We start from the raw sequence: 21294 nt of genomic DNA, 5'->3' as shown, positions 1-21294 counted from the left end.
GCCGCCACAAACGTTTTGTTCGTTCAGGAAGAAGTGAAGGTGCCCCATGGCCGGGAACAGCCAGCGGCGGAACCGCCGCACCACGTCCAAGAAGGGCGCCCAGGTCGGCAGCGGCGGCCAGCGGCGCCGTGCCCTGGAGGGCAAGGGGCCGACCCCGCCCGCCGAGATGCGCAAGGGCCACCCCAAGCAGCGCGTCGCCCAGGCCAAGGCCAAGCGGGCCGCCTCCGCGCAGCGCCGCGCCGCCGGCGGCCGGGGCGGCAAGTCCGCCTCCGAGCTGGTGGCGGGGCGTAACCCGGTGGTCGAGGCGCTGCGCGCGGAGATCCCGGTCACCGCGTTGTACGTGCAGCAGTACATCGACAACGACGACCGGGTCCGCGAGGCCGTCAAGCTCGCCACCGAACGCGGCGTGCCGCTGATGGAGGCGCCGCGCGTCGAGCTGGACCGGATGACCGGCGGCCTCAACCACCAGGGCCTCGCCCTGCAGATCCCGCCGTACGACTACGCCCACCCCGACGAGCTGACCGAGGCCGCCGCCGAGCAGGCCGACGCCCCGCTGATCGTCGCCCTGGACGGGGTCACCGACCCGCGCAACCTCGGTGCCGTGGTCCGTTCCGTCGCCGCCTTCGGGGGGCACGGCGTGGTGATCCCGGAGCGGCGCGCGGCGGGGATGACCGCGGGTGCGTGGAAGACCTCGGCCGGCACCGCCGCCCAGGTCCCGGTGGCCCGCGCCACCAACCTCACCCGCGCCCTGGAGGCGTACCAGAAGGCCGGGCTGACCGTCGTCGGCCTCGCCGCCGACGGCGAGGTCGACCTCACCGACCTCGAAGTCCTCGACGGCCCGGTGGTCGTCGTGGTCGGCAGCGAGGGCAAGGGCCTCTCCCGCCTCGTCGGCGAGACCTGCGACCTGCGCGTGCGCATCCCGATGCCGGGCGGCGCGGAATCCCTCAACGCGGGCGTGGCGGCCGGTGTCGTGCTGTACGAGGCGGCCCGCCGCCGCGCGCGCCGCTGAGCCCGTACCGCGGCCTTGACGGTCGTCGGCGCCGGAACGTTCCGGCGCCGACGGCGACCGGCGGCGGGCGGTTCCGGCGAGGCTTGGCGATCTTGACGGGCCTCCGACATTCACACCGGCGTCAGGCAGTGTCCTAACCGCCCGTCACTCGGTTAGATGAGTGTGGACACCAGAACACCCCGCTCATCCACGGGGGGACGGTCGCCCGGGTTCGACGAGGACGTGCTCAACACGGTGCGGGTCCCCAGCGATCCCGCCCAGGTCATCGTCAACCATGCCAGTTTCCGGGTGAAGCTGGGCGCAAACGCGCCCGGGCCGCGCCACGACGTGGCGGACACCGCCCCGCTGCCGGTCATCCCGACCTCCGTCCGGTCGGCCGCCGAGGCCCGGCTGCCGCGGCGGCGCGCCGCACCCGTCGTGTGGACCGGCCACACCGACCCCGGCGACCCGGCCGCCACCCAGCTCCTCCAGGCCGTCCGGAGCGCGGGCTCCACCCAGCTCCTGCCCCGGGTCGACGAACGCCTGCGTGAGGGCCGCCCGGCCGAGGAGCCGGACGACGGCCTGCCGCCGGTGCGCCCCGCCGTCGTCGCGCCGCGGCTGCCCGTCGTCGGCGGTCCGCTCCCGCCGCTGGCCGGCGCCCGCCGGGTCCGCCGCCCGGCCGACGACGAGGACACCTCGGAGATCGCCTACCGGCCCCCCCACGGCCTGCCCGGCCAGAGCCGTCCCGCCCCCTCCGAGTCGTACCCGAGGCACCCCGGCGGCCCCGACGACGCGGACGTGTACGAGGACGAGTACGGGGACCCCGGGGCGCGGCGCGGACGCCGACGCGGCGAACCGGTGCGCCACGCCTGGTACCCCGGCCGCCGGATGAACCTCGGCGTCGTCCTCCTCCCGTTGCGCGTCTTCCTCGGCTGCATCTCCGTCTACGCGGGCCTGGGCAAGCTCTGCGACCCGGTCTACTTCGACGGCGGCAAGCGCGGCTCGATGGTCCACTGGCTGGCCGCGCTCCACCCCTGGTCGGTCGCCGAGCCGTTGCGCGCGACGGCCCTGGCGCACCCGGTCGGGGCCGGGCTCACGGTGGCGTTCCTCCAGGTCACCGTGGGTGTGCTCACCGTCATGGGGTTGTGGCAGCGGGTGGCCGCCGGGGTGGGCGCGCTGCTGTCGGTGGCGCTGCTGGTCACCGTGAGCTGGCAGACGGTACCGGTCTACGACGCGCCCGACTTCATCTACCTCGCCGCCTGGAGCCCGCTGCTCATCGCCGGCGCCCCGGTCTACTCCGTGGACGCCAAGCTGGCCGGCGAGGCGTGGCGACGCCTCGGGCCCCGGGCCCCGCTGTGGGAGCTGCGCCGGTACGTGCTGCGCCGCGGGGTCGTGCTGGCCACCCTGGTCGCCGGGGGCGCGCTCCTGGTCGGCGCCCTCTTCGGCAGCGCCGTGCGCTCCTCCAAGACCCACCTCGACACCCCGGCCCCGCCGTCCGACCTGCCCACCAACAACCTGCCGGGCTCCCCGCTGCCGCAGATCGGCGGCACCGGGCACCTCGGCCCGCGCCACCAGCGGCTCCCCGGCGCGACGGGGAGGTCCGCGCGCCCCGGATCGTCCCCGGGCGCCCGTCCGCACACCTCGGCGACCGCCGGCGCGCCCGGTTCCGTCCGGCCGGGCGGCGTCGTGGGCGCCCCCGGCGGCTACGGCACCGGGCACCACGCCCCCAGCCACCAGGGCACCGCGGGCCGCCCCGCCCCGGCCTCGCGACCGGCCGCCCCGGCGCCGCACAGCGTCAACCCGGCCAACCCCGGCCCGTCCGGCAGCGGTTCGTCCACCGGCGGCTCCCTGGGCGGCCTGCTCGGCAGCAAGTCGTCGTCGGGGTGGCTGCTCGGCATGCCCGGCGCCCACCGCGCGACCCCGCCCGGCCTCGCCTGACCGGACGGCGGAACGGTGGCCGTACCCCCGCGAGTTGGGGTACGGCCACCGTTCGTCGTTCCGTGGTGCGGGTGGTGTCAGCCGACCGGGTCGGCGAGGCCCCGGGCTCCGGCGAGTTCCCTGGCGGCCTCGGTGAGGTCCTTGGCGGTGTCGATCGCCCGCCAGTAGGCGCCCTGGGGGATGGGGAAACCGGCGAGCCGGCGGTCCCGGGCCAGCCGCGGGAAGGTGGTGCGCTCGTGGTCCCCGCGATCCGGCAGCAGCGCGGTGAACTCCGGTGCGAACACGTAGAGTCCGGCGTTGATGAGGTACGGCGACGGCGGCGACTCGATGAAGTCGAGGACGTGGCCGAACTCGTCGGTCTCCACCGCGCCCCATGGGATGTTGGGCCGGGCCAGCGCGAGCGTGGCGAGGGCACCGCGCTCGGCGTGGAAGTCGGCCATCGCGCGCAGTGAGAAGCGCGTCCAGATGTCCCCGTTGGCCGCGTACCACGGCTCGTCCGGCCGAGGGAGCGCGGCGGCGGCGTACTTCAACCCGCCGCCGCGGCCGAGCGGTTCGGTCTCCACCACGGTGCTCACCGACAACGGCAGCTCGGCCGTCTTCAGCCAGTCCTGGAGGACGTCGGCGAGGTGGCCGCAGGAGACGACGACGTCGGTGACGCCTTCCGCCGCGAGCCAGTCGAGTTGGTGCCCGATGATGGGGACCCCGGTGCCGGGGATCTCGACCATGGGCTTGGGCCGGTCGTCGGTGTACGGCCGCAGCCGGGAGCCCTGGCCGCCCGCGAGGACGACGGCCTGCGTCACCGGGGCGGTGGCCCGCGAGGGGCCGGAGTTGTCGCCTGTCGTCATGGTGCGCACGATACGACGGGTTCGTAACGGCGGGGAGACGGCGCGTTGACGGCAGGTGAGGCGTTCGGGTGAGTCGTCCCCCGGGAGGGTGGCGCCGGCGGGGGACGGGTCGGGGTCGGGGGGAGGCGTCGGCTCAGCGCATGTCGGCCACGCCCGCCGCGAACGAGGTGTCGCAGACCGGCCGGGACCACGCCTGGGCGCGCCGCACGGCGGCGGCGTTGCCACCACGGGAGTACTTGGTGACCGCGGCACGGCCGAGGGCCCGGGCGATGGCGGAGCAGTAGCCGGCCAGCGACGGCCGCTTGGCCATCGCCACCTGGAGGTCGGTGAGGGCGGCACCGGGGTTGCGCTGCTGCACCTCGGCCACGAGCTGCCGCCGCAGCACGTCCTGCGGCGCCATCGAGGTCTCGGACATGTCGCGCTTGGAGGACGCGGTGAGCACCTGCGCCTCCGAGGCCGACGGGGCCCACGGAACGCGGGTGACGGCGAGGGTCCCGGACAGGACGAGGACGACCGGGAGCACGAGAGCGAGAGTCTTGCCGATACGGCGGGCTGCCTGGTTCACGACCGCGATGGTAGCGGCGGGTAGTGATTTGGCGACATTTGGTAACTCGTTCGAGTGAGCAATGTCGCTGGGAAGGGTGAAAGTGGTTGACGGGTGCGGGCGGGTACGGAGAAGGGCGCCCGCATCGACATGTCGACACGGGCGCCCCTGGGTCCGCAGATCAGCGACCCCTCACCGGCTCAGCGGGGTCAGTCGCTCAGCCGCTCACCGGTGGAGGTGGAGAAGACGTGGGTCTCGCCCGCCCGCGGCACCACGTGGAGCACGTCGCCCTTGAGCGGCACCTGGCGTCCGCCGACCCGGACCACGATGTCCTTCTGCTCGCCGCCGATCTCCGCGGTGCCGTACACGTACCCGTCCGCGCCCAGCTCCTCGACCACGTTCACGGTGACCGCGACCCCGGCCGGCTCGGCGTCGCCCGCCGCGGACTGGGTCTCGGCCAGGTCGAAGTGCTCGGGGCGGACGCCCACCGTCACCGTCCGGTCGCCCCGGTCGGTGGCGGCGGTGATCGCCTCCCGGCTCACCGGCACCACGCTGTTGCCGAACTTCACGCCACCGTCGGTGATCGCCACCTCGACCAGGTTCATGGCCGGCGAGCCGATGAACCCGGCGACGAAGAGGTTGGCCGGCCGGTCGTACATGTGGCGCGGCGAGTCCACCTGCTGGAGCAGCCCGTCCTTGAGCACGGCCACCCGGTCGCCCATGGTCATCGCCTCGGTCTGGTCGTGGGTGACGTAGACCGTGGTGGTGCCCAGCCGGCGCTGGAGCTGCGCGATCTGGGTACGGGTCTGCACCCGCAGCTTGGCGTCGAGGTTGGACAGCGGCTCGTCCATCAGGAACACCTGCGGCTCACGCACGATGGCCCGCCCCATCGCCACCCGCTGCCGCTGACCGCCGGAGAGCGCCTTGGGCTTGCGGTCCAGGTACTCGGTGAGGTCGAGGATCTTCGCCGCCTCCTCGACCCGCTTGCGGATCTCCGCCTTGCTCACCTTCGCGATCTTCAGCGCGAAGCCCATGTTGTCGGCCACCGTCATGTGCGGGTAGAGCGCGTAGTTCTGGAACACCATCGCGATGTCCCGGTCCTTCGGCGGCAGGTGCGTCACGTCCCGGTCGCCGATCCGGATGGCGCCCTGGTTGACGTCCTCCAGGCCGGCCAGCATCCGCAGCGAGGTGGACTTGCCGCAACCGGACGGCCCCACCAGGACCAGGAACTCGCCGTCGGCGATCTCGATGTCCAGCCCGTCCACGGCGGGCCGCTCCGCGTTGGGATAGACACGGGTCGCCTTGTCGTAGGTGACAGTGGCCATTGAAGTGCTCCGTTCACCGGCAGGAACGTGCCGGACGATCCGAGTAAAGGAGTCTTCCCCGCGAGGCCCACGGCCCCGCGAGGGCAGGTCTAGTCCACCAGCGCGGACTGTCCGCGACGCTACCCCCCGCCACCTGCCCTTGTCAGCACCCCGACCCGCAATTTCCGCGACGGCCCCACCCTCGTCCTTGGTACCCTGCTCATGGCCCCGCGCCCCGCGCCGGGCCCACGCCTCCTTAGCTCAGCTGGCCAGAGCACCGCTCTTGTAAAGCGGGGGTCGTCGGTTCGAACCCGACAGGGGGCTCTGCGTTCCGCCCCCGGGGTTCTTCCGGGGGCGTTCGCATGTCGTACCAGGTGGCCGTGGCGTTCGCGGCGGCGTGGCGGTCACGGCCGCCAGACCGAGGGTTCCCACCAGTCGCGGTTGTCGCGGTACCAGGCGACGGTGGCGGCGAGCCCGGCGTGGAAGTCGTGGCGTGGCCGGTAGCCCAGCTCGTCGCGGATCTTGCTGCAGTCGACGGAGTACCGCAGGTCGTGGCCCTTGCGGTCGGCCACCTCGCGGACCATCTCCCAGCCGGTGCCGCACGCCGCCAGCAGCAGCCCGGTCAGCTCGCGGTTGGTCAGCTCGTTGCCGCCGCCGATGTTGTACACCTCGCCCGGCCGCCCGTGCCGGCGGACCAGTTCGACGCCGAGCACGTGGTCGTCGACGTGCAGCCAGTCCCGTACGTTGCGCCCGTCCCCGTACAGCGGGACGGGGCGGCCCTGGAGCAGGTCGGTGACGAAGCGCGGGATGATCTTCTCGGGGTACTGGTACGGCCCGTAGGTGTTGGAGCCGCGCGTCACCCGCACGTCGAGGCCGTGCGTGCGGTGGTACGCCAGGGCCATCAGGTCGCCGGCGGCCTTGGACGCCGCGTAGGGGGAGTTGGGGCGCACCGGGGAGCTCTCCGGCCAGGAGCCCTCGGCGACCGATCCGTAGACCTCGTCGGTGGAGACGTGGACGAACCGGCCGACACCCCGGCGGACCGCGGCGGCCAGCAGGGTCTGCGTGCCCAGCACGTTGGTGCGGGTGGAGTCGGCCGCGTCCTCGATCGAGCGGTCCACGTGGGACTCGGCCGCGAAGTGCACCATCTCGTCGTGCGTGGCGGCCAGTTCGTCGACCAGCCCGGCGTCGCAGACGTCACCGTGGACGAAGGCGAACCCCGGGTGGTCCCGTACGGCGGCCAGGTTGGCCGGGTTTCCGGCGTAGGTCAGCCGGTCCAGGACGGTGATCGTGACGTTCTCCGCCCGCGGGCCGCGCAGCAGCGCGCGGACGTAGGCGGAGCCGATGAACCCCGCGCCGCCGGTGACGAGGATCCTGGTGGTGTCGTCGTTCATGTGGAGTTCTGCGCCTTGCTGTGGTCGCCGCGAACGAGCCGGTGGGCACGGGGCACGGCGGGCCCGGGCGTCACCTCGACGCCGCGGCCCGTCAGCGGTACCTCGATCCGTCCGGCCCCGGATTCTATTGTGCTGCCCCGGACACGGCGGTTGTCGGCCGTCGAGGTGATGTCGGTGCCGGCTCCTAGACTTCCCTTTGCATCCGTTCAAGGCCGGCGGAAGGGGGAGGACGATGGCGGATCTGAGGAACGAGTACGCGTCGATGGGGTCGGCGGCCCGGAGCTTACGGGCGGCGGTGGCCCATCTTCCGGGCGCCGTGGCCGACTTCCGCACCGGCATGGGCAAGCTGGACGCCTTCGGGCATCTGCCGGAGGCGGGCAAGGCCAAGCACACGGTCGAGCAGTCGATGCGGCAGCTCGCGCAGTTCGCGGACGGCCTGCACACCGAGTGGGGCGACGAGGCGACCGCGCTGACGACGATCGCGGACGTGCTGCGCAGGGTGGACGAGTTGCTGGCGGGTGAGGCGCGGGGCAGGGGGTGACGGCGACCTGGACCCCGTTGCGCGGATCGGCGAGATCAACGAGGTCATCGGGACGGGGGGCCGGGACCAGCACGGCCGTGCGCCACCGCTGCCCCCGCGAAAACGGCGGTAGCCGCGGACGGGGGCGTGCTACTCCAGGGGGGCCGTCATCTCGCTTTCGTACTCGTAGTCCCACGGCTCCGCCGAGACGGATTCCGTGCGGCGGTAGTAGGCGGCGGAGGGGGGCCAGGAGCGGTGGGCGGTGGCGTCCTGGACGGTGATGGTGTCGGGGTCGTAGAGGATGCCTTCGGGGGGCCGGCCGCATGCGCCCAGGGTCACGCCCAGTACGAGCTGGTCCCCGGGGCCGCCGTGGAGTCGGATTCTGGTGGCCACGTCGATCGCCTCCGGTTCCAATGATCGCGCGCGGGGGACCGGTTCCGCCATCGCAGTGCGGCCGTACGGCGGAACCGGGCCGGCCGGGTCACCGTACGTAGGCGAAGCCCGCGGGCACCCGGGAGCCGTCGAGCAGACCGTGGCTGTTCCCGCCGCGCAGCCACTGGTCGAAGAAGGCGGTGAGGTAGCGGCGCTCGCCGGAGATCACCTGGGCGGGGTCGGCGTCGCCGATGAGCCGGTGGACGGTGGTTGCGGACAGGTGGAGGGGGCCGGTGAGCTGCGGGACGAACGCCTCGGCGTCGGAGAACGAGGCGTGTGCCGAGCGGGCTGGCGTCACGCTGCCGTGCCAGCCGGTGCTGCGCCGGGCGAGCAGGTCCCAGGAGGGGACGGTGTGCCGGTCGTTGCCGGCCTTGCCCATCAGCAGGAACGCCCGGTCGAGGCCCTGGCGGGCGACGGGGGCGGGGTTGGCCGGGTCGTGGTCGCCGGGGACGAAGCCGAGGACCCCGTCCAGGTCGGCGCCGGCGCTCACCCGGTGGTCGACGCGCATCGTCTCGGCGGCCGTGAAACCGCCGGCCGAGTGGCCGTACATGCCGACGCGGTGCGCGTCGAGGCCGCCGGCCAGGCCCGCCGGGAGCCCGCGGTGGTCCGCGTCGGGGTCGCGGCCGGCCGCGAGGGCGTCGATCTCGTCGAGGACGAAACGGGTGTCGGCCACCCGCACCGCCATCACCTTCCGCATCAGCGCGGCCACCCGGGCCGGCGTGGCCCCGGCCATCTCGCGCGGCAGCACCGAGCGGGCGAGCCGGCCGTCGGGGAAGCGCACGCCGGGCGCCTCGTAGGTGTTGTCCACGGTGACGACGACGAAGCCGTGCGAGGCGAGGTCGTCGGCGAGGGTGGCGCCGAACGCGCGCGGGTCGCCCGAGCCCGGCGAGTAGACCACCACCGGCAGCCGCCCGGCCCCCCGGTCGACCGGGGCCCCCTGGTGGGCGTGGGTGAGGGTGGCCGCCCAGTCGACCCGGCCGCGCGGCACCTTGCCCTCGAAGTTGTTGAGCGCGTCGAACGCGGCGGCCTCGGCGGGCGAGAACTGCGGGGCGCGCGGATACCGGTCGGCGTCGGCGGCCGGATACCGCACGTCGACCATGAGCTCCCGGTACGGGACGGTGGCCACCCACGGGTCCCGGCGGGCGCGGTCGACCAGGTGCAGGGAGACGGTGCCGACCTGGTGCGGGCCGGTCGGGGCGGGCAGCGTCAGCCGCACCGGCGCGGCGGCCCCGGCCGCGACCGTGGCCCCGGCGGGACGCGCGTCGGCCCGTCCGCCGCCGAACGCGACGGCCGGCGCGCAGACCGCGAGCATCGCCGCCGCCAGCCGGACGGCGATCCGGCGCGGACGGCGCGGACGGCGCGGACGGTGCGGGTGCGGCGGACGGATGACGGGCATGGGCGCGGCTCCCAGGGTCGTGACGGCGGTTCGGCGAACGCGTACCGGACCGGCGCCGACGTACGTCCCGACGCGCCCGGCCACGTTCCGCTTCCAGCGTTTCCCGCCCGCCGCCCGCGGACCATCCGGCGACCCGGTGACCTAAGGGTGGGGCCAGCCCCTCGCTCCTGGGAGTGACCCTCGTGAGAGTGACCCCGTACGAGTGAGTCCGGGGGAGTGCGGAACGCCGGATCACGCGCCACCGCGCGCCCCCTCAGTGCGTCGTCCACACCTTCACCGCGACGATCCCGGCGCCCACCACCACGTCCGCCAGCCCCGCGACGACCGCCGCCGCGGCGGTGCCGCCCATCCGCACACCGCTGATCACGCCCCACCCGAACAGCTCCGCGAGGTCGACGACGACCGCGGTGAACAGGGCGGGACGCAGCCGTATCGCACCCAGCGCGGACAACGCGGTGAACAGCAGCGGGCCGACGCCGCTGAGCAGCAGCGGGGCGCTGGTGTACAGCATCCGGCGCAGTTCCTCGCCCCGGGCGAGCCGGTGGTGGACGACGCGATGGGACTGCTGGTCGGCGACGAGCGTGGCCAGCCAGACGCCCACGGCCGTGCCGCCGATCGTCCACGCGGCGTCGGAGTGGGTGCCCGGCGGCGTCGACTCGGCGAGCCCGATCACCACGGCCAGCATGGTGAGGGTGGCGTAGATGCGTTCCTTGAGGCGTTCGGCGGCGGTGGCCCGCTCGATGGCCATCCCCGGTCCGAGATCGACCCCACCGGGCCCGCCCGGCGGAACGCCCCCGGCACCGGAGCCGTCCGCCGACCCGTCCCCGGGCGCACCGGAGTCGTCCCCGCCGGTCAGCGCACCGTCTCCATCGCCATCGGGCGCACCTGGCCCTCGATCATGGCGCCCAGGCCGCGCACGACGCAGCCGCCGGGGTGGTCGGCGACGTGCACCGGCATGTGGGTGGTCTCGTGGAGCATGCTGCGCAGGCCGGGCAGTGCCGCGCCGCCGCCGGCCAGGGTGATCCCGCGTTCGACGAGGTCGGCGACGAGGTCGGGCGGGCAGCGGCGCAGCACCGCGCGGACCGCGTCCAGCACCGCGTACAGCGGGCTGCGGATGGCCAGCCGCACCGCCTCGGCGTCCACCTCCACCGAACGGGCCATGCCGCTGGCCGCGTCCGTCCCGTACACCTGGGTGCTGGCCGGCCCGGCGTCGGCGGTGCCGAAGATGGCGTGCAGCGGGCGGACCCCCTGGCTGGGCAGCATCAGCGCGTGCTGGTGGCGCAGGTGCAGCACGATCGCCCGGTCGATCACCTCGCCGCCCACCGGGATCGTCTCGGCGGTCACGATCGACCCCAGCGACAACACCGCGACCTGCGTCGTGCTGGCCCCGCACAGCACCACGCAGGTCGCCTCCGGGTGCTCGACCGGCAGCCCGCAGCCGATGGCCGCCGCGACCAGGGAGTCCACCAGTTCCACCCGACGTGCCCCGAAGCCGGTGAGCGTCTCGACCGCGGCGCGCCGGGAGACCGGTTCGCTGCCGTACGGGACGCAGGCCGCGGCCCGCAGCACCGGCTTGCGGCGCAGCGTCTTGCGCAGCCGGTCGTCCATCAGGTTGCGCAGCATGCGCTGGGCCAGGCCGATGTCCACCACGGTGCCGTTGGAGATGGGGCGCAGCACCCGGATGTGCTCGGGGGTGCGTCCGGTCATCAGGTCGGCGACGGTGCCGACGGCGACGAGGGAACCGGTACGGCAGTCGACGGCGACGACGCTGGGCTCGTCGACCACGATCCCGGTCCCCTTGAGGTAGACCCTCGTCCTCGACGCGCCGAGGTCGACGGCGACGGTGCAGCGGCGCAAGTGGTCGAGGCTGGCGTTCACGGGCGGTCCTCCCGGTAGGCGGTTCGATGTGGGGTCATCGTCAGCTCACCGGTCGTCAGCCGCCCGCCAGGGTGCGCCGGTAGGGGGAGGGCGGTACGGCAACCGGGGCGCCCGTCGCCGTGACGGACACCCCACCGGCCCTGCCCGGGCTCACACCGCGTCAGCCGTGACGAGCACCGGAACCCGACGGGTCGTCAGCGGCATCAGCAGCGCCAGCACCACCTCCAGTGCGGTCAGCGCCGCCATCGCGCAACCGAAGGCGTGCCCGAAAGCGCTCCGCCCGGCATCCCCGCCGACGGGCGCCCCCAGCCCCGCGTAGAACACGATGCCGATCAGCGCCACCCCGAGCGCCCCGCCGACCTGCTGCAACGTGGCGATCACCCCGGAGGCCGACCCGACCAGCGGCGCCGACACCCGTTCCAGCACCTGCGAGGTGAGCGGGGCGATGACCATCCCCATGCCCAGGCCGTCCACGAAGAGCCCGACCGCCAGCCACCACACGCTGCCGTCCGCGCCGAGCCGCGCGGCGGTGACCCACAGCAGCGCCAGCCCAGCGGCCATCACCAGCGCCCCGGCCGGCACCGTACGGCTGCCCAGCCGGGCGGCGAAGCGGTGCGCGGTGGTCGAGGTGAGCAGATAGCTGACGCCGATGGCGAGGAAGACCACCCCGGAGGCCAGCGGGGTCAGCCCCCGGCCCTGCTGGAGGTAGAGGGCGAGGACCAGGAAGAACGAACCCTGGCCGCTCCAGAACACCAACTGGGCGAGGAAACCGGCCGCCGCCGGGCCGCCCTTGAACACCGCGAGGTCGACCACCGGGTCCCCGCCGCGCGCCGCCAGCCGCTTCTGGTGGACGCCGAAGACCGCGAAGAGCACCACGGAGGCGGCCAGGCACGCCCACGTCCACCCCGGCCACCCCTGCGCCCGGCCCTGGATCAGCGGCAGCACCAGCGCCGCCAGGCCCAGCGCGGAGAGCGTGGCGCCGGTCAGGTCCAGCCGGGGCCGCCCCGCCGCCCGCGACTCGGCCAGCGCCCGCGGCACCAGCGGCAACGTCACCGCCCCGACCGGCAGGTTGATCAGGAAGCACGCCCGCCAGTCCAGCCCGAACACGTCCGCCTTGATCAGCGCGCCCCCGATGAGCTGCCCGAAGACCGCGCCGACGCCCATGACGAGCCCGTACGCGCTGAACGCCCGCGCCTGCGCGGCGCCGGAGTACGCGGTCCGCAGGATCGCCAGCACCTGCGGGCCCATCAGCGCGGCGGCGGCGCCCTGCGCGACCCGGGCGGCGATCAGCGTCCCCGCGCTCGGCGCGACCCCGCAGGCCACCGAGGTCAGCGTGAACAACGCCAGCCCCATCGCGAACACCCGCCGCCGCCCCACCATGTCGCCCAGCCGGCCGGCCGTCACCAGACACGCCGCCAACGCCAGCCCGAACCCCGCGACCACCCACTGCATCGCCGCCGTACTCGCCCGCAGATCACTCTGCACCGCCGGGATCGCCACATTCACGATGAACACGTCCAACGACGTCATGAACGTCGCCGCCAGCAACACCGCCAAACTCAACGCCCCCGGCCGGCCCACCTCCCCACCAACGGCGCCCCGCGCCCCGACCGGACCGACTGCGGTCACCGACATGCCCGTTCTCCTCCAGATACGTGTCTCAGAGCAACTGACCAATGGCCACGCGCCCACCCGCCGACGCCTCCCCGACGCCCGACCCGAGCCGTGCCGACACAACGGCCCCGCCGCGCCCTTTTCCCGCGCGGGGCGACTTCCCGTGCCGGCCCCGCGCCGGCCCCGCCCCGGGGCGCAACTCGCGTTACCCCGGTGTCGCCGGGACCGGCGTTCCCGATCCGCCCCGGGGCTCAACTCCCGTACCGGCTCCGCCGGACACCCGGCGTTCCCGCGCCGGCCCCGCCCGGGGCGCAGCCCCACACGCCCCGCCAGGGGCGTCAACCCCCGTACCGGAAGCGCACGGAGGCCCCCGACACCCCCGGCCGGGAGGCCGTCACGCCGAGGGGACCTTGTCCAGGAAGCCGTGGACCGACTCGATGCGGCCGGAATCGTCGAGGACGGCCACGTCGAAGCCGACGACCAGGGGTTCGCCGTCGGCGGGGCCCAGTTCCCAGGTGAAGCGGGCGAGGTTGTGGTGGGCGTCGACGGGGCCGCCGGGGCGGAAGACGAAGTCGGGGAACTGCGCCTGGACGGCGGCGATGGTGGCGTCGATGGCGTCGCGGCCCTCGGCGTCGGCGAGGGGGTCGGTGTAGCGGCCGTGTTCGGCCCACAGGGCGTCGACGGCGGCCCGGCGGGCGGTGGCGTCGCGCTCGTTCCAGGTGGCGAGGTAGCGCTCGACGAGGTGCTGGATGTCGCTCATGTCGTTCAACTCCCGTTGTGTTGCGGTTCGTTGCGCTTGCTGATGTCCACAACGGTAGGGAGCCGGCGTGACCTGGGAATCCGTCGCCGTTAGGTAATCGGTCGCCGCCGCGGGGAGTGGCATAGGTAGGCTGCACGCCATGCCGACGACGCTGTACGGGCGGGAGGGGGAGCGGGCGGCCCTCGACCGGCTCCTCGACGACGCCCGCGCGGGCACCAGTGGCGTCCTGGTGCTGCGCGGCGAACCCGGCATCGGCAAGAGCGCCCTGCTCGACCACGCCGCCGCCACCGCCGAAGGCCACAGCATGCGCGTCCTGCGCGCTACCGGCGTGGAGTACGAGGCCGAACTCCCCTTCGCCGCCCTCCACTTGCTGCTCGCCCCCGGTCTCCACCGGCTCCCCGCCCTGCCCGGGCCCCAGCGCGACGCGCTGGAGGGCGCCTTCGGCCTCGCCCCCGTCACCCCCGGCCGCCCCGCCGACCGGCTGCTGACCGGGCTCGCCGTCCTCTCGCTGCTCTCCGAACTCGCCGACGAGCGGCCCCTGTTGTGCGTGGTGGACGACGCCCAGTGGCTCGACCGGGCCTCCGCCGACGCCCTGCTGCTCGCCGCCCGGCGGCTGAAGGCCGAACCCGTCGCGCTGATCCTCGCCGCCCGCGACGGCGAAGGCGCCTTCGACGCCCCCGGCCTGCCCGAACTGCCCCTGACCGGCCTCGACGACCGGGCCTGCGGCCAACTGCTGGACGCCCACGCGGCCGGCCTCGCCCCCGCCGTACGCGGCCGGGTCCTCGCCGAGGCCCACGGCAACCCGCTCGCCCTGACCGAACTGCCCGCCGCGCTGGCCGGCGAGGGCACCGGCCCGCACCCCGGCGCCCTGCCGCTGACCACCCGCCTCCAGGTCGCCTTCCACGGCCAGGTCAGCAGGCTGCCCCCGGCCACCCAGACGCTGCTGCTGGTCGCCGCCGCCGAACGCGGTGGCCGGCTCGACGTGGTCGAACGCGCCGCCGCCACCCTCGGCGCCGCCATCGCCGACCTCCAGCCCGCCCAGGACAGCGGCCTGGTACGGCTGGTGGAACGGGAGTTCGCCGCCCCCGCGATCGCCTTCCGCCACCCGCTGCTGCGCGCCGCCGTCCACCAGCGCGCCCCGCTCGCCCACCGCCTCGCCGTCCACCGCGCCCTCGCCGACGCCCTCGCCACGGCCGGCGGCGACCCCGAGGAGACCGCCGACCGCCGCGCCTGGCACCTGGCGATCGCCGCCGACGGACCCGACGAGACGATCGCCGCGGCCCTGGAGAAGGCCGCCGTCCGCGCCCACGAACGCGGTGGCCACGCCGCCGCGGCCGACGCCATCGAACGCGCCGCCCGGCTCACCCCCGACCCCCGCGCCGCCGTCCGGCGCCACGTCCTCGCCTGCGAGGCCGCCATCGAGGCCGGCCACCCCGACCGCGCCGACGCCGCCGCCGAACGCACCGCCGCCCGGATCACCGCTCACCCCGACGCCTACGGCCCCGACGGCGTCGGCTGGCTGCGCAGGCTGAACGCGGTGCGGGCCACCGCGCGCTTCTGGCAGGGCGACTTCCCCGCCGCCCACCGCCTCCTCGCCGAGGAGGCCCGGCGCACCGCGGACGACGACCCGCGGCTGGCCGCCCGCATGCTGCTCCAGGCGTTCCACGCCGCCTGGTACCTCGGCGGCGAGCCGCTGTACGAGGTCGTCGGCGCGCTCACCGGCCTCGCCCTGCCGGACGACGACCCGCTGGCGCCGCTCACCCGGTACCTGGTCCGCGCCGTCCGCCCGGTGCTCGCCTCCGACGACCCGGGGGACGACGTCCCCGACGGCGCCCTGCGAACCGTCGACAAGGCGGTGGAGGACGCCCGCCGCAACGGCGCCTGGGTGCCGTGGGACGTGGTACAGGTCTGCGGGGTCTCCCTGGTGGCCGGCCAGGACGCCGACACCCACCGGCTCGCCACCGCCCTGGCCGCCGAATGCCGGGCCGGCGGCGCCTTCGGCCAACTGCCCACCGTGCTCTTCTTCCTGGCCGAGGCCGAACTCTTCCACGGCCGCCACCGCGACGCCCGGGCCACCGCCGGCGAGGCGCTGCGCATCGCCGAGGAGACCGGCCAGCACCAGTGGACCAGCCAGCTCACCGGCTTCCTCGCCTACCGCGCCGCCCTCGACGGCGACGAGGAGAGCTGCCGGGCGCACGGCGACCGCGCGCTCACCGGATCGGGCTCCGACGCCGCCGGTGCCGCCCCGCCCCCCGGCGCCGCCTGGGTGCAGTGGGCCTACGGGGTGCTCGACCTGGGCCTCGGCCGCGCCGAGGAGGCGGTGGAACGGCTCGCCGCCTTCACCGGCGGACCGCTGCGCCACACCGTCTCCGCCACCCGCGCCGTGCCCGACCTGGTGGAGGCGGCCGTCCGGCTCGGCCGCCCCGACCGGGCCACCGACGCCTTCGCATGGTTCCACCGCTGGTCACGGCGGACCGGACAGCCGTGGACCGAGGCGCTGGTACTGCGCTGCCGCGCCCTGCTCGGCGACGACCCCGGCACCCACTACCCGGCCGCCCTCGCCCTGCACAGCACCGCGGAACGCCCCTTCGAGCAGGCCAGGACGGCCCTGCTGTACGGGGAGTGGCTGCGCCGCGGCAAACGCAAGGCGGAGGCCCGTACCCAGCTGCGCGCCGCGCTGGAGGCGTTCGAACGGCTGGGTGCCGTGCCCTGGGCCGACCGGGCCCGCACCGAGCTGGGCGCCACCGGGGAGGCGGCGCCCCGGGCCGGCGGCCCCGGCGTCCTGTCCCGGCTGACCCCGCAGGAACTCCAGATCGTGCGGCTGGCGGCGCAGGGGATGTCCAACCGCGACATCGCCGCGCAGCTCTTCCTCAGCCCCCGCACCGTCGGCTACCACCTGTACAAGGCGTATCCCAAGCTGGGCGTCACCTCACGCGGCGAACTGGCCGCGCTGGACGGCTGAGCGGGCGCCTTCGTCACGCTGCGACGACGGCCGGTCAACGCCGCGTTGAACACCGGGCAACCGGTGTTCACCTGTCACCCCCCTGTCCGGCCGCTGTTACGCGGCTATGACGTATTTCATGGCGACGGACGGATCCGCGCTGCGCTTTTTTGCATCTCACTGGTGGTAATGACCAGCCATGTCCCGACAGGAAGCACAATTCGGTGGAGCGATCCTTGATGAAACGCTGGCTGACCGCGGCCGTAGCCCTTGTATCGCTGGGCCTCGTCGCGGGCTGCAGCGACGAAGGAGACCCGGTCTCGTTCGGTCCCAGCACTGCCCCTACCGGTTCCACCGCGCCCAAGGCCGATCCAGCCGGGCTGGCCCAGATGCCCACCGGGCCGGCCGCCTCGTTCAAGGTGCAGCGCACGGTGACCGCCGCGGAGAACACCAAGATCGCGGTGACCACCTACGCCGGCGCGAAGTCCGGGTTCACCGGCAAGATCTGGGTGTGGGCACCGCCCGCGTACTTCAAGCCGGAGAACGCCAACAAGGGGTTCCCGGTGATCATCGCGCTCCCCGGCGGGATCGGCTACCCGAACAACTACTGGTTCGGCGCCGACCTCAAGCTCCAGGAGGACTTCTACCGGTGGACGCAGGAGGGCAAGGCGCTCCCGTTCATCCTGGTCATGCCGGTGCTCAACCCGGACCAGCAGTACCACGACTGCAGTGACATCCCCGGGTCGCAGAAGATGGGCACCTGGCTGACGAAGGACGTCCCCGACTTCGTCCGGCAGAACTTCCGCACCCTCAAGACCCGCAACGGCTGGGGCTTCATGGGCTCCTCGTCGGGCGGCTTCTGCGGCCTGAAGAGCGTGCTGCAGTACCCCGAGACCTTCAAGGCGGCCATCCCCTCCGGCCCCGACATCGTCCCCGACTCCCCGCTGTGGCACGGCAACCAGGCGGCGATGCGGGCCAACAACCCCGAGTGGCTGGCCAAGCAGATCACCAGGAAGGGCGGCCCCAAGGTCTACCTGGGCTTCCAGGTCGGCACCACCGAACGCAGCGACATGGTGAAGGTCAAGTCCTTCATCAAGGACTACTGCCACGGCGCGGTCAACTGCCGCCTCCAGGTCATCTCCGGCGGCGAGCACAACGCCCGCAGCTACACCCGGGGCATGGACGAAGGCACCATACAGTGGATCAGCGAGCACATGCAGGGACCGTCGGTGTGACACCGGCGCGGTCGTGAACGACGACGGGCGGAGGGCGCGTGAGGCGCCCTCCGCCCGTCGTCGTACCGGCCCGCCCGGCCGGGCTCAGCGGCTCGCCGACGGGCTCGCCGAGGCGCCGATCTGCTTGGCGTAGGTCTGCGCGTACTGCGGCACCAGCTTCTCGATCCGCTGCACGTAGGTGACGGTCTCGTCGATCTGCGGGATGCCGTTCGCCTGGAAAACCGCGTTGGGGCCGGCGTTGTAGGCGGCCAGCGCGAGCTGGGTGGGGTCGCCCGGGATGTGGCGGACCTCCTTGTACAGCTCGCACATGTAGTCCGCCTGGGACGGTATGGCGTCCTTGGGGTCCCACACGTCGGCCTTGCCGTCCCCGTCGTGGTCGCGCCCCCACTCCGCCCAGGTGTCGGGGTCGAACTGCGCTATCCCCTGCGCCTTGCCGGAGTCGGCCTGCGGGTTCCAGTGGCTCTCCGCGTCGATCTGCGCGGCCAGCAGCGGAACGCTGATCTCCGGGCAGCGGGCGGCGGCCGACCGGATCGTGGGCAGGTACTGCGCCGGGATCACCGGCAGCGCGGGCGGCCTGGTCAGCAGCCAGGTGACCCCGAGGGCGGCGGCGATCACCACGACGGCGGCGACGACCGCCCGTACCAGGCACCCGCGGCGCTTCCTGCCGGAGTGGTCCGGTTCTGTATCCATGTATGCGCCACCGTTGTGGGATGTCGATGTTGCCCCCGAAGGTGCGGGAGCGTCCCCTCTATACACGGGGAAACCTGGCCATCAGGTTCCAGATGACCGGATTGTCCGACACCCCGTCGTGCATGTCGGCCAGGTCCGCGACCACGTCGTGCAGGAAGTCCCGTGCCTCCCGGCGCAGTTCGGCGTGGGGGACGGTGAGCGCCGACTCGTCCTCCGCCCAGTCCGCGGTGATCTCCACCCAGCCGAAGCGCCGGGTGAACCGCAGCCGCTCGGTGGACTGCGTGAAGTCCAGCTCCGCCCGCTGCGGACGCGACGCCCGGCTGCCCATCGGATCCTGGTCGAGCCGCTCGACGATGTCGCACAGCGCCCACGCGAAGTCCAGCACCGGGACCCATCCCCAGGCTGTGGACAACTCCCGCTCACCCTCGGCGATGTACACATCACCGCAGAACAGGTCATGGCGCAGCGCCCGGACGTCCGCCTGCCGGTAATCGGTCTGCGGAGGATCCGGAAAGCGCCGGGACAAGGCGTAGCCGAGGTCGATCACGCCGGAATCCTAGAGCCTGCAGGGACCCCGCCCTGCCCTTACGGACACAGCACCACCTTGCCCATCGTTGCCCGGGACTCCAGCGCGCGGTGTGCCTCGGCGGCCTCGGCCAGCGGGAACGACCGCACCGCGGGCACCAGCCGGCCCGCCGCGGCCTCGGCCAGCGCCTCCTCCTCCAGCTCGCGCAGGACGGCCATCATCGGGGCACCGAGCGGGGAGTACGAGGTGATACCGCGCCGCGCCAGCTCCTCCTCGCCGAGCGCCACCGGCCCCTCGTCGAACCAGCCGTACGGGATGTGCCGGCCGCCCTCGCCCAGCAGCTCCACCGCGGCCCGGCCGGTGGCGCCGCCCACCGCGTCGAAGACCACGCTCGCCGTCCGCCCGTCCAGCACCTCCCGTACCCGCCGCGGCCAGCCGGGCTCCCGGTAGTCCACCGCCGCCGCCCCCAGCTCCCGCACCCGGGCCGTCTTGGCCGCGCCGCCGGCCAGGCCGACCACGGTGGCGCCGCGCCGCAGCGCGGACTGCGTCAGCAGGGTGCCGATGCCGCCCGCCGCGGCGGTGACCAGCACCACGTCCCCGGCGGTCAGCCGGGCCGGGCGCAGCAGCCCCATGGCCGTGCGGCCGGTGCCGATCATGGCGACCGCCGCCGCCTCGTCGAGCCCGTCCGGGACGGCGTGCAGCCGTTCCGTACCGGTCACCGCCAGCTCGGCGTAGCCGCCGGGGACCGCGCCGAGGTGGGCCACCACCCGGCGGCCGACCCACCCCGGATCGGTGTCCGGGCCGACCGCGTCCACCACCCCGGCCACCTCGCGGCCGGGCACGGTCGGCAGCTCGGGCAACGGCAGCGGACCGCCGGCCACCCCCTCCCGCAGCCGGGTGTCCACCAGGTGCACCCCGGCCGCCCGCACCGCGATACGCACCTGGCCGGTGCCGGGCTCCGGGTCCTCGACCCGCTCGTGACGAAGGTTGCCGGCCGGGCCGAACCGGTGCAGGACGATCGCGTGCACAAGGACTCCAGATCACCGCGGGCCGGGCGCTTCCCGGCCGTCCGTGGACAACCCTGCGACCTCAACCGCGCTTGAGGTCAACCGGGCGCCCGGCGGCGGACGTCACACGTTGACCCCGAAGTCCTGGGCGATCCCGGCGAGCCCTGAGGCGTAACCCTGGCCGACGGCGCGGAACTTCCACTCGGCGCCGTTGCGGTACAGCTCGCCGAAGACCATCGCGGTCTCGGTGGCGGCGTCCTCGCTGAGGTCGTAGCGGGCGATCTCGGCGCCGTCGGCCTGGTTGACCACGCGTATGTAGGCGTTGCGGACCTGGCCGAAGTTCTGCCCGCGGGAGCCGGCGTCGTAGATGGAGACCGGGAAGACCACCTTGGCCACGGCGGCCGGCAGCCCGGCCAGGTCGACCTTGATCTCCTCGTCGTCGCCGTCGCCGGCGCCGGTGAGGTTGTCGCCGCTGTGCACGATGGTGCGGTCCGGCGTGGAGCGGTTGTTGAAGAAGACGAAGTGCTGGTCGGAGTGGACCCGCCCGGTGGCGTCGACCGCGATCGCGCTGGCGTCGAGGTCGAAGTCGGTGCCGGTGGTGGTGCGCACGTCCCAGCCCAGGCCGACGGTGACCGCGGTCAGGCCGGGGGCCTCCTTGGTCAGCGAGATGTTGCCGCCCTTGGACAGGCTTACAGGCATGGGACGTTCCTCCGGTTCGCTCGGTGCCCGGACCGGCGCCTCGGCGGCCCGGGTAACCGTTCAACGCCCCCGGCCGGCCGGATGGTTCCGCACCCCGGGCGGCCCCGGGCAAAACGGTGTGACGGGCCGCCCGGCACGCGGGATCATGGGGGTATGTCCGGACCCCTTCCCGTCCGCGGCTCGGTCGCCATCCCGGAGGCCGAGCTGACGTGGCGTTTCTCCCGCTCGTCCGGCCCCGGTGGCCAGCACGTCAACACCACCGACACCTCGGTGGAGCTCCGCTTCGACCTGGCCGGCACGGCCTCGCTGCCGCCGGTGTGGAAGGAGCGCGCGCTCGACCGGCTGGCCGGCCGGCTGGTCGGCGGCACCCTCGTCGTCCGCGCCCAGGAGCACCGCTCGCAGTGGCGCAACCGGGAGGCCGCCGCCGCCCGGCTGACCGCCCTGCTCGCCGAGGCCACCGCGCCCCCGCCCAGGCCCCGCCGGCCCACCCGCATACCCAAGGGCATCAACGAGCGCCGCCTGCGCGACAAGCGCGCCCGCTCCGAGGCCAAACGCGGCCGGGATCCGCGCCGTTGGGAGTGAGCCG

20 protein-coding genes and 1 tRNA gene are annotated in these 21294 nt (G+C 74.2%); 7 read left to right on the top strand and 14 right to left on the bottom strand.

The features are described from left to right. The first annotated feature begins 46 nt into the window (after positions 1 to 46). Both rlmB and SCATT_RS11595 read left to right on the top strand, forming a co-directional pair. On the top strand, positions 47 to 1009 hold the full coding sequence (gene rlmB / locus SCATT_RS11600; protein ID WP_014143228.1) for a 23S rRNA (guanosine(2251)-2'-O)-methyltransferase RlmB: 963 nt from the start codon (positions 47 to 49) through the stop codon (positions 1007 to 1009). A gap of 156 nt (positions 1010 to 1165) precedes the next feature. Continuing rightward, positions 1166 to 2926, top strand: coding sequence for a DoxX family protein (locus tag SCATT_RS11595; RefSeq protein ID WP_078590699.1), 1761 nt, complete (start codon positions 1166 to 1168; stop codon positions 2924 to 2926). A 77-nt stretch (positions 2927 to 3003) separates the two neighbouring features. On the opposite strand, the gene SCATT_RS11590 is transcribed toward SCATT_RS11595, so the two are convergent. The 3 genes from SCATT_RS11590 to SCATT_RS11580 form a co-directional block, all read right to left on the bottom strand. Beyond that, positions 3004 to 3771, bottom strand: a complete 768-nt coding sequence (locus SCATT_RS11590) for a nucleotidyltransferase family protein (protein WP_014143226.1) — start codon at positions 3769 to 3771, stop codon at positions 3004 to 3006. 133 nt (positions 3772 to 3904) lie between these two features. Next, a complete protein-coding gene (locus SCATT_RS11585) occupies positions 3905 to 4336 on the bottom strand; it encodes a hypothetical protein (RefSeq protein ID WP_014627891.1) in 432 nt (143 codons plus the stop codon). A gap of 188 nt (positions 4337 to 4524) precedes the next feature. Beyond that, the gene (locus SCATT_RS11580; protein WP_014143224.1) at positions 4525 to 5640 is read right to left on the bottom strand and encodes an ABC transporter ATP-binding protein; all 1116 of its coding nucleotides are present in this window, start codon (positions 5638 to 5640) and stop codon (positions 4525 to 4527) included. 229 nt (positions 5641 to 5869) lie between these two features. Here SCATT_RS11580 and SCATT_RS11575 point away from each other — a divergent pair. After that, positions 5870 to 5943: transfer RNA gene (locus SCATT_RS11575), tRNA-Thr, on the top strand. An 80-nt stretch (positions 5944 to 6023) separates the two neighbouring features. On the opposite strand, the gene rfbB is transcribed toward SCATT_RS11575, so the two are convergent. Then, entirely contained in the window at positions 6024 to 7010 is a 987-nt protein-coding gene (gene rfbB, locus SCATT_RS11570) for a dTDP-glucose 4,6-dehydratase (RefSeq protein ID WP_014143223.1), read from the bottom strand. A 232-nt stretch (positions 7011 to 7242) separates the two neighbouring features. Between rfbB and SCATT_RS11565 the strand changes: the two genes are divergently transcribed. Continuing rightward, on the top strand, positions 7243 to 7551 hold the full coding sequence (locus SCATT_RS11565) for a hypothetical protein (protein ID WP_014143222.1): 309 nt from the start codon (positions 7243 to 7245) through the stop codon (positions 7549 to 7551). 129 nt (positions 7552 to 7680) lie between these two features. On the opposite strand, the gene SCATT_RS11560 is transcribed toward SCATT_RS11565, so the two are convergent. From SCATT_RS11560 to SCATT_RS11535, 6 genes are all read right to left on the bottom strand, one after another. Then, positions 7681 to 7923, bottom strand: coding sequence for a hypothetical protein (locus SCATT_RS11560; protein ID WP_014627889.1), 243 nt, complete (start codon positions 7921 to 7923; stop codon positions 7681 to 7683). A gap of 88 nt (positions 7924 to 8011) precedes the next feature. Further along, complete coding sequence (locus tag SCATT_RS11555) at positions 8012 to 9358, bottom strand: alpha/beta hydrolase (protein WP_014143220.1); 1347 nt, start codon at positions 9356 to 9358, stop codon at positions 8012 to 8014. Between the two features lie 253 nt (positions 9359 to 9611). Further along, positions 9612 to 10106, bottom strand: a complete 495-nt coding sequence (locus tag SCATT_RS11550; protein ID WP_014143219.1) for a hypothetical protein — start codon at positions 10104 to 10106, stop codon at positions 9612 to 9614. Positions 10107 to 10210: 104 nt separating this feature from the next. Continuing rightward, positions 10211 to 11236, bottom strand: a complete 1026-nt coding sequence (gene mreB / locus SCATT_RS11545) for a rod shape-determining protein (RefSeq protein ID WP_014143218.1) — start codon at positions 11234 to 11236, stop codon at positions 10211 to 10213. A gap of 150 nt (positions 11237 to 11386) precedes the next feature. Continuing rightward, a complete protein-coding gene (locus tag SCATT_RS11540; RefSeq protein WP_014143217.1) occupies positions 11387 to 12871 on the bottom strand; it encodes an MFS transporter in 1485 nt (494 codons plus the stop codon). Between the two features lie 373 nt (positions 12872 to 13244). Then, positions 13245 to 13610: a nuclear transport factor 2 family protein gene (locus SCATT_RS11535; protein ID WP_014143216.1), complete on the bottom strand. Its 366-nt coding sequence runs from the start codon at positions 13608 to 13610 to the stop codon at positions 13245 to 13247. Between the two features lie 139 nt (positions 13611 to 13749). Between SCATT_RS11535 and SCATT_RS11530 the strand changes: the two genes are divergently transcribed. Both SCATT_RS11530 and SCATT_RS11525 read left to right on the top strand, forming a co-directional pair. Beyond that, positions 13750 to 16572 carry a helix-turn-helix transcriptional regulator gene (locus SCATT_RS11530; RefSeq protein ID WP_014143215.1) on the top strand — a complete coding sequence of 941 codons (2823 nt, stop codon included), beginning with the start codon at positions 13750 to 13752 and terminating at the stop codon, positions 16570 to 16572. 218 nt (positions 16573 to 16790) lie between these two features. Next, a complete protein-coding gene (locus tag SCATT_RS11525; protein WP_014627887.1) occupies positions 16791 to 17786 on the top strand; it encodes an alpha/beta hydrolase in 996 nt (331 codons plus the stop codon). Positions 17787 to 17870: 84 nt separating this feature from the next. Here the strand turns inward: SCATT_RS11525 and SCATT_RS11520 are convergent, their stop codons facing one another. The 4 genes from SCATT_RS11520 to SCATT_RS11505 form a co-directional block, all read right to left on the bottom strand. Next, positions 17871 to 18476: a lytic transglycosylase domain-containing protein gene (locus tag SCATT_RS11520; RefSeq protein WP_014143213.1), complete on the bottom strand. Its 606-nt coding sequence runs from the start codon at positions 18474 to 18476 to the stop codon at positions 17871 to 17873. 58 nt (positions 18477 to 18534) lie between these two features. Next, positions 18535 to 19023 carry a hypothetical protein gene (locus SCATT_RS11515; RefSeq protein WP_014143212.1) on the bottom strand — a complete coding sequence of 163 codons (489 nt, stop codon included), beginning with the start codon at positions 19021 to 19023 and terminating at the stop codon, positions 18535 to 18537. A gap of 38 nt (positions 19024 to 19061) precedes the next feature. Beyond that, positions 19062 to 20030 (bottom strand): zinc-binding dehydrogenase, encoded by a 969-nt coding sequence (locus SCATT_RS11510; RefSeq protein WP_014143211.1) that lies wholly within the window; start codon positions 20028 to 20030, stop codon positions 19062 to 19064. 102 nt (positions 20031 to 20132) lie between these two features. Beyond that, a complete protein-coding gene (locus SCATT_RS11505; RefSeq protein ID WP_014143210.1) occupies positions 20133 to 20708 on the bottom strand; it encodes a TerD family protein in 576 nt (191 codons plus the stop codon). A gap of 153 nt (positions 20709 to 20861) precedes the next feature. Here SCATT_RS11505 and arfB point away from each other — a divergent pair, with 153 nt between their 5' ends. Further along, a complete protein-coding gene (arfB, locus tag SCATT_RS11500) occupies positions 20862 to 21290 on the top strand; it encodes an alternative ribosome rescue aminoacyl-tRNA hydrolase ArfB (protein WP_014143209.1) in 429 nt (142 codons plus the stop codon). Positions 21291 to 21294 lie beyond the last annotated feature (4 nt).

The sequence above is a fragment of the Streptantibioticus cattleyicolor NRRL 8057 = DSM 46488 genome (assembly GCF_000240165.1).
GTDB classification, from domain to species: domain Bacteria; phylum Actinomycetota; class Actinomycetes; order Streptomycetales; family Streptomycetaceae; genus Streptantibioticus; species Streptantibioticus cattleyicolor.
This window is presented reverse-complemented; position numbering and strand designations above follow the sequence as displayed.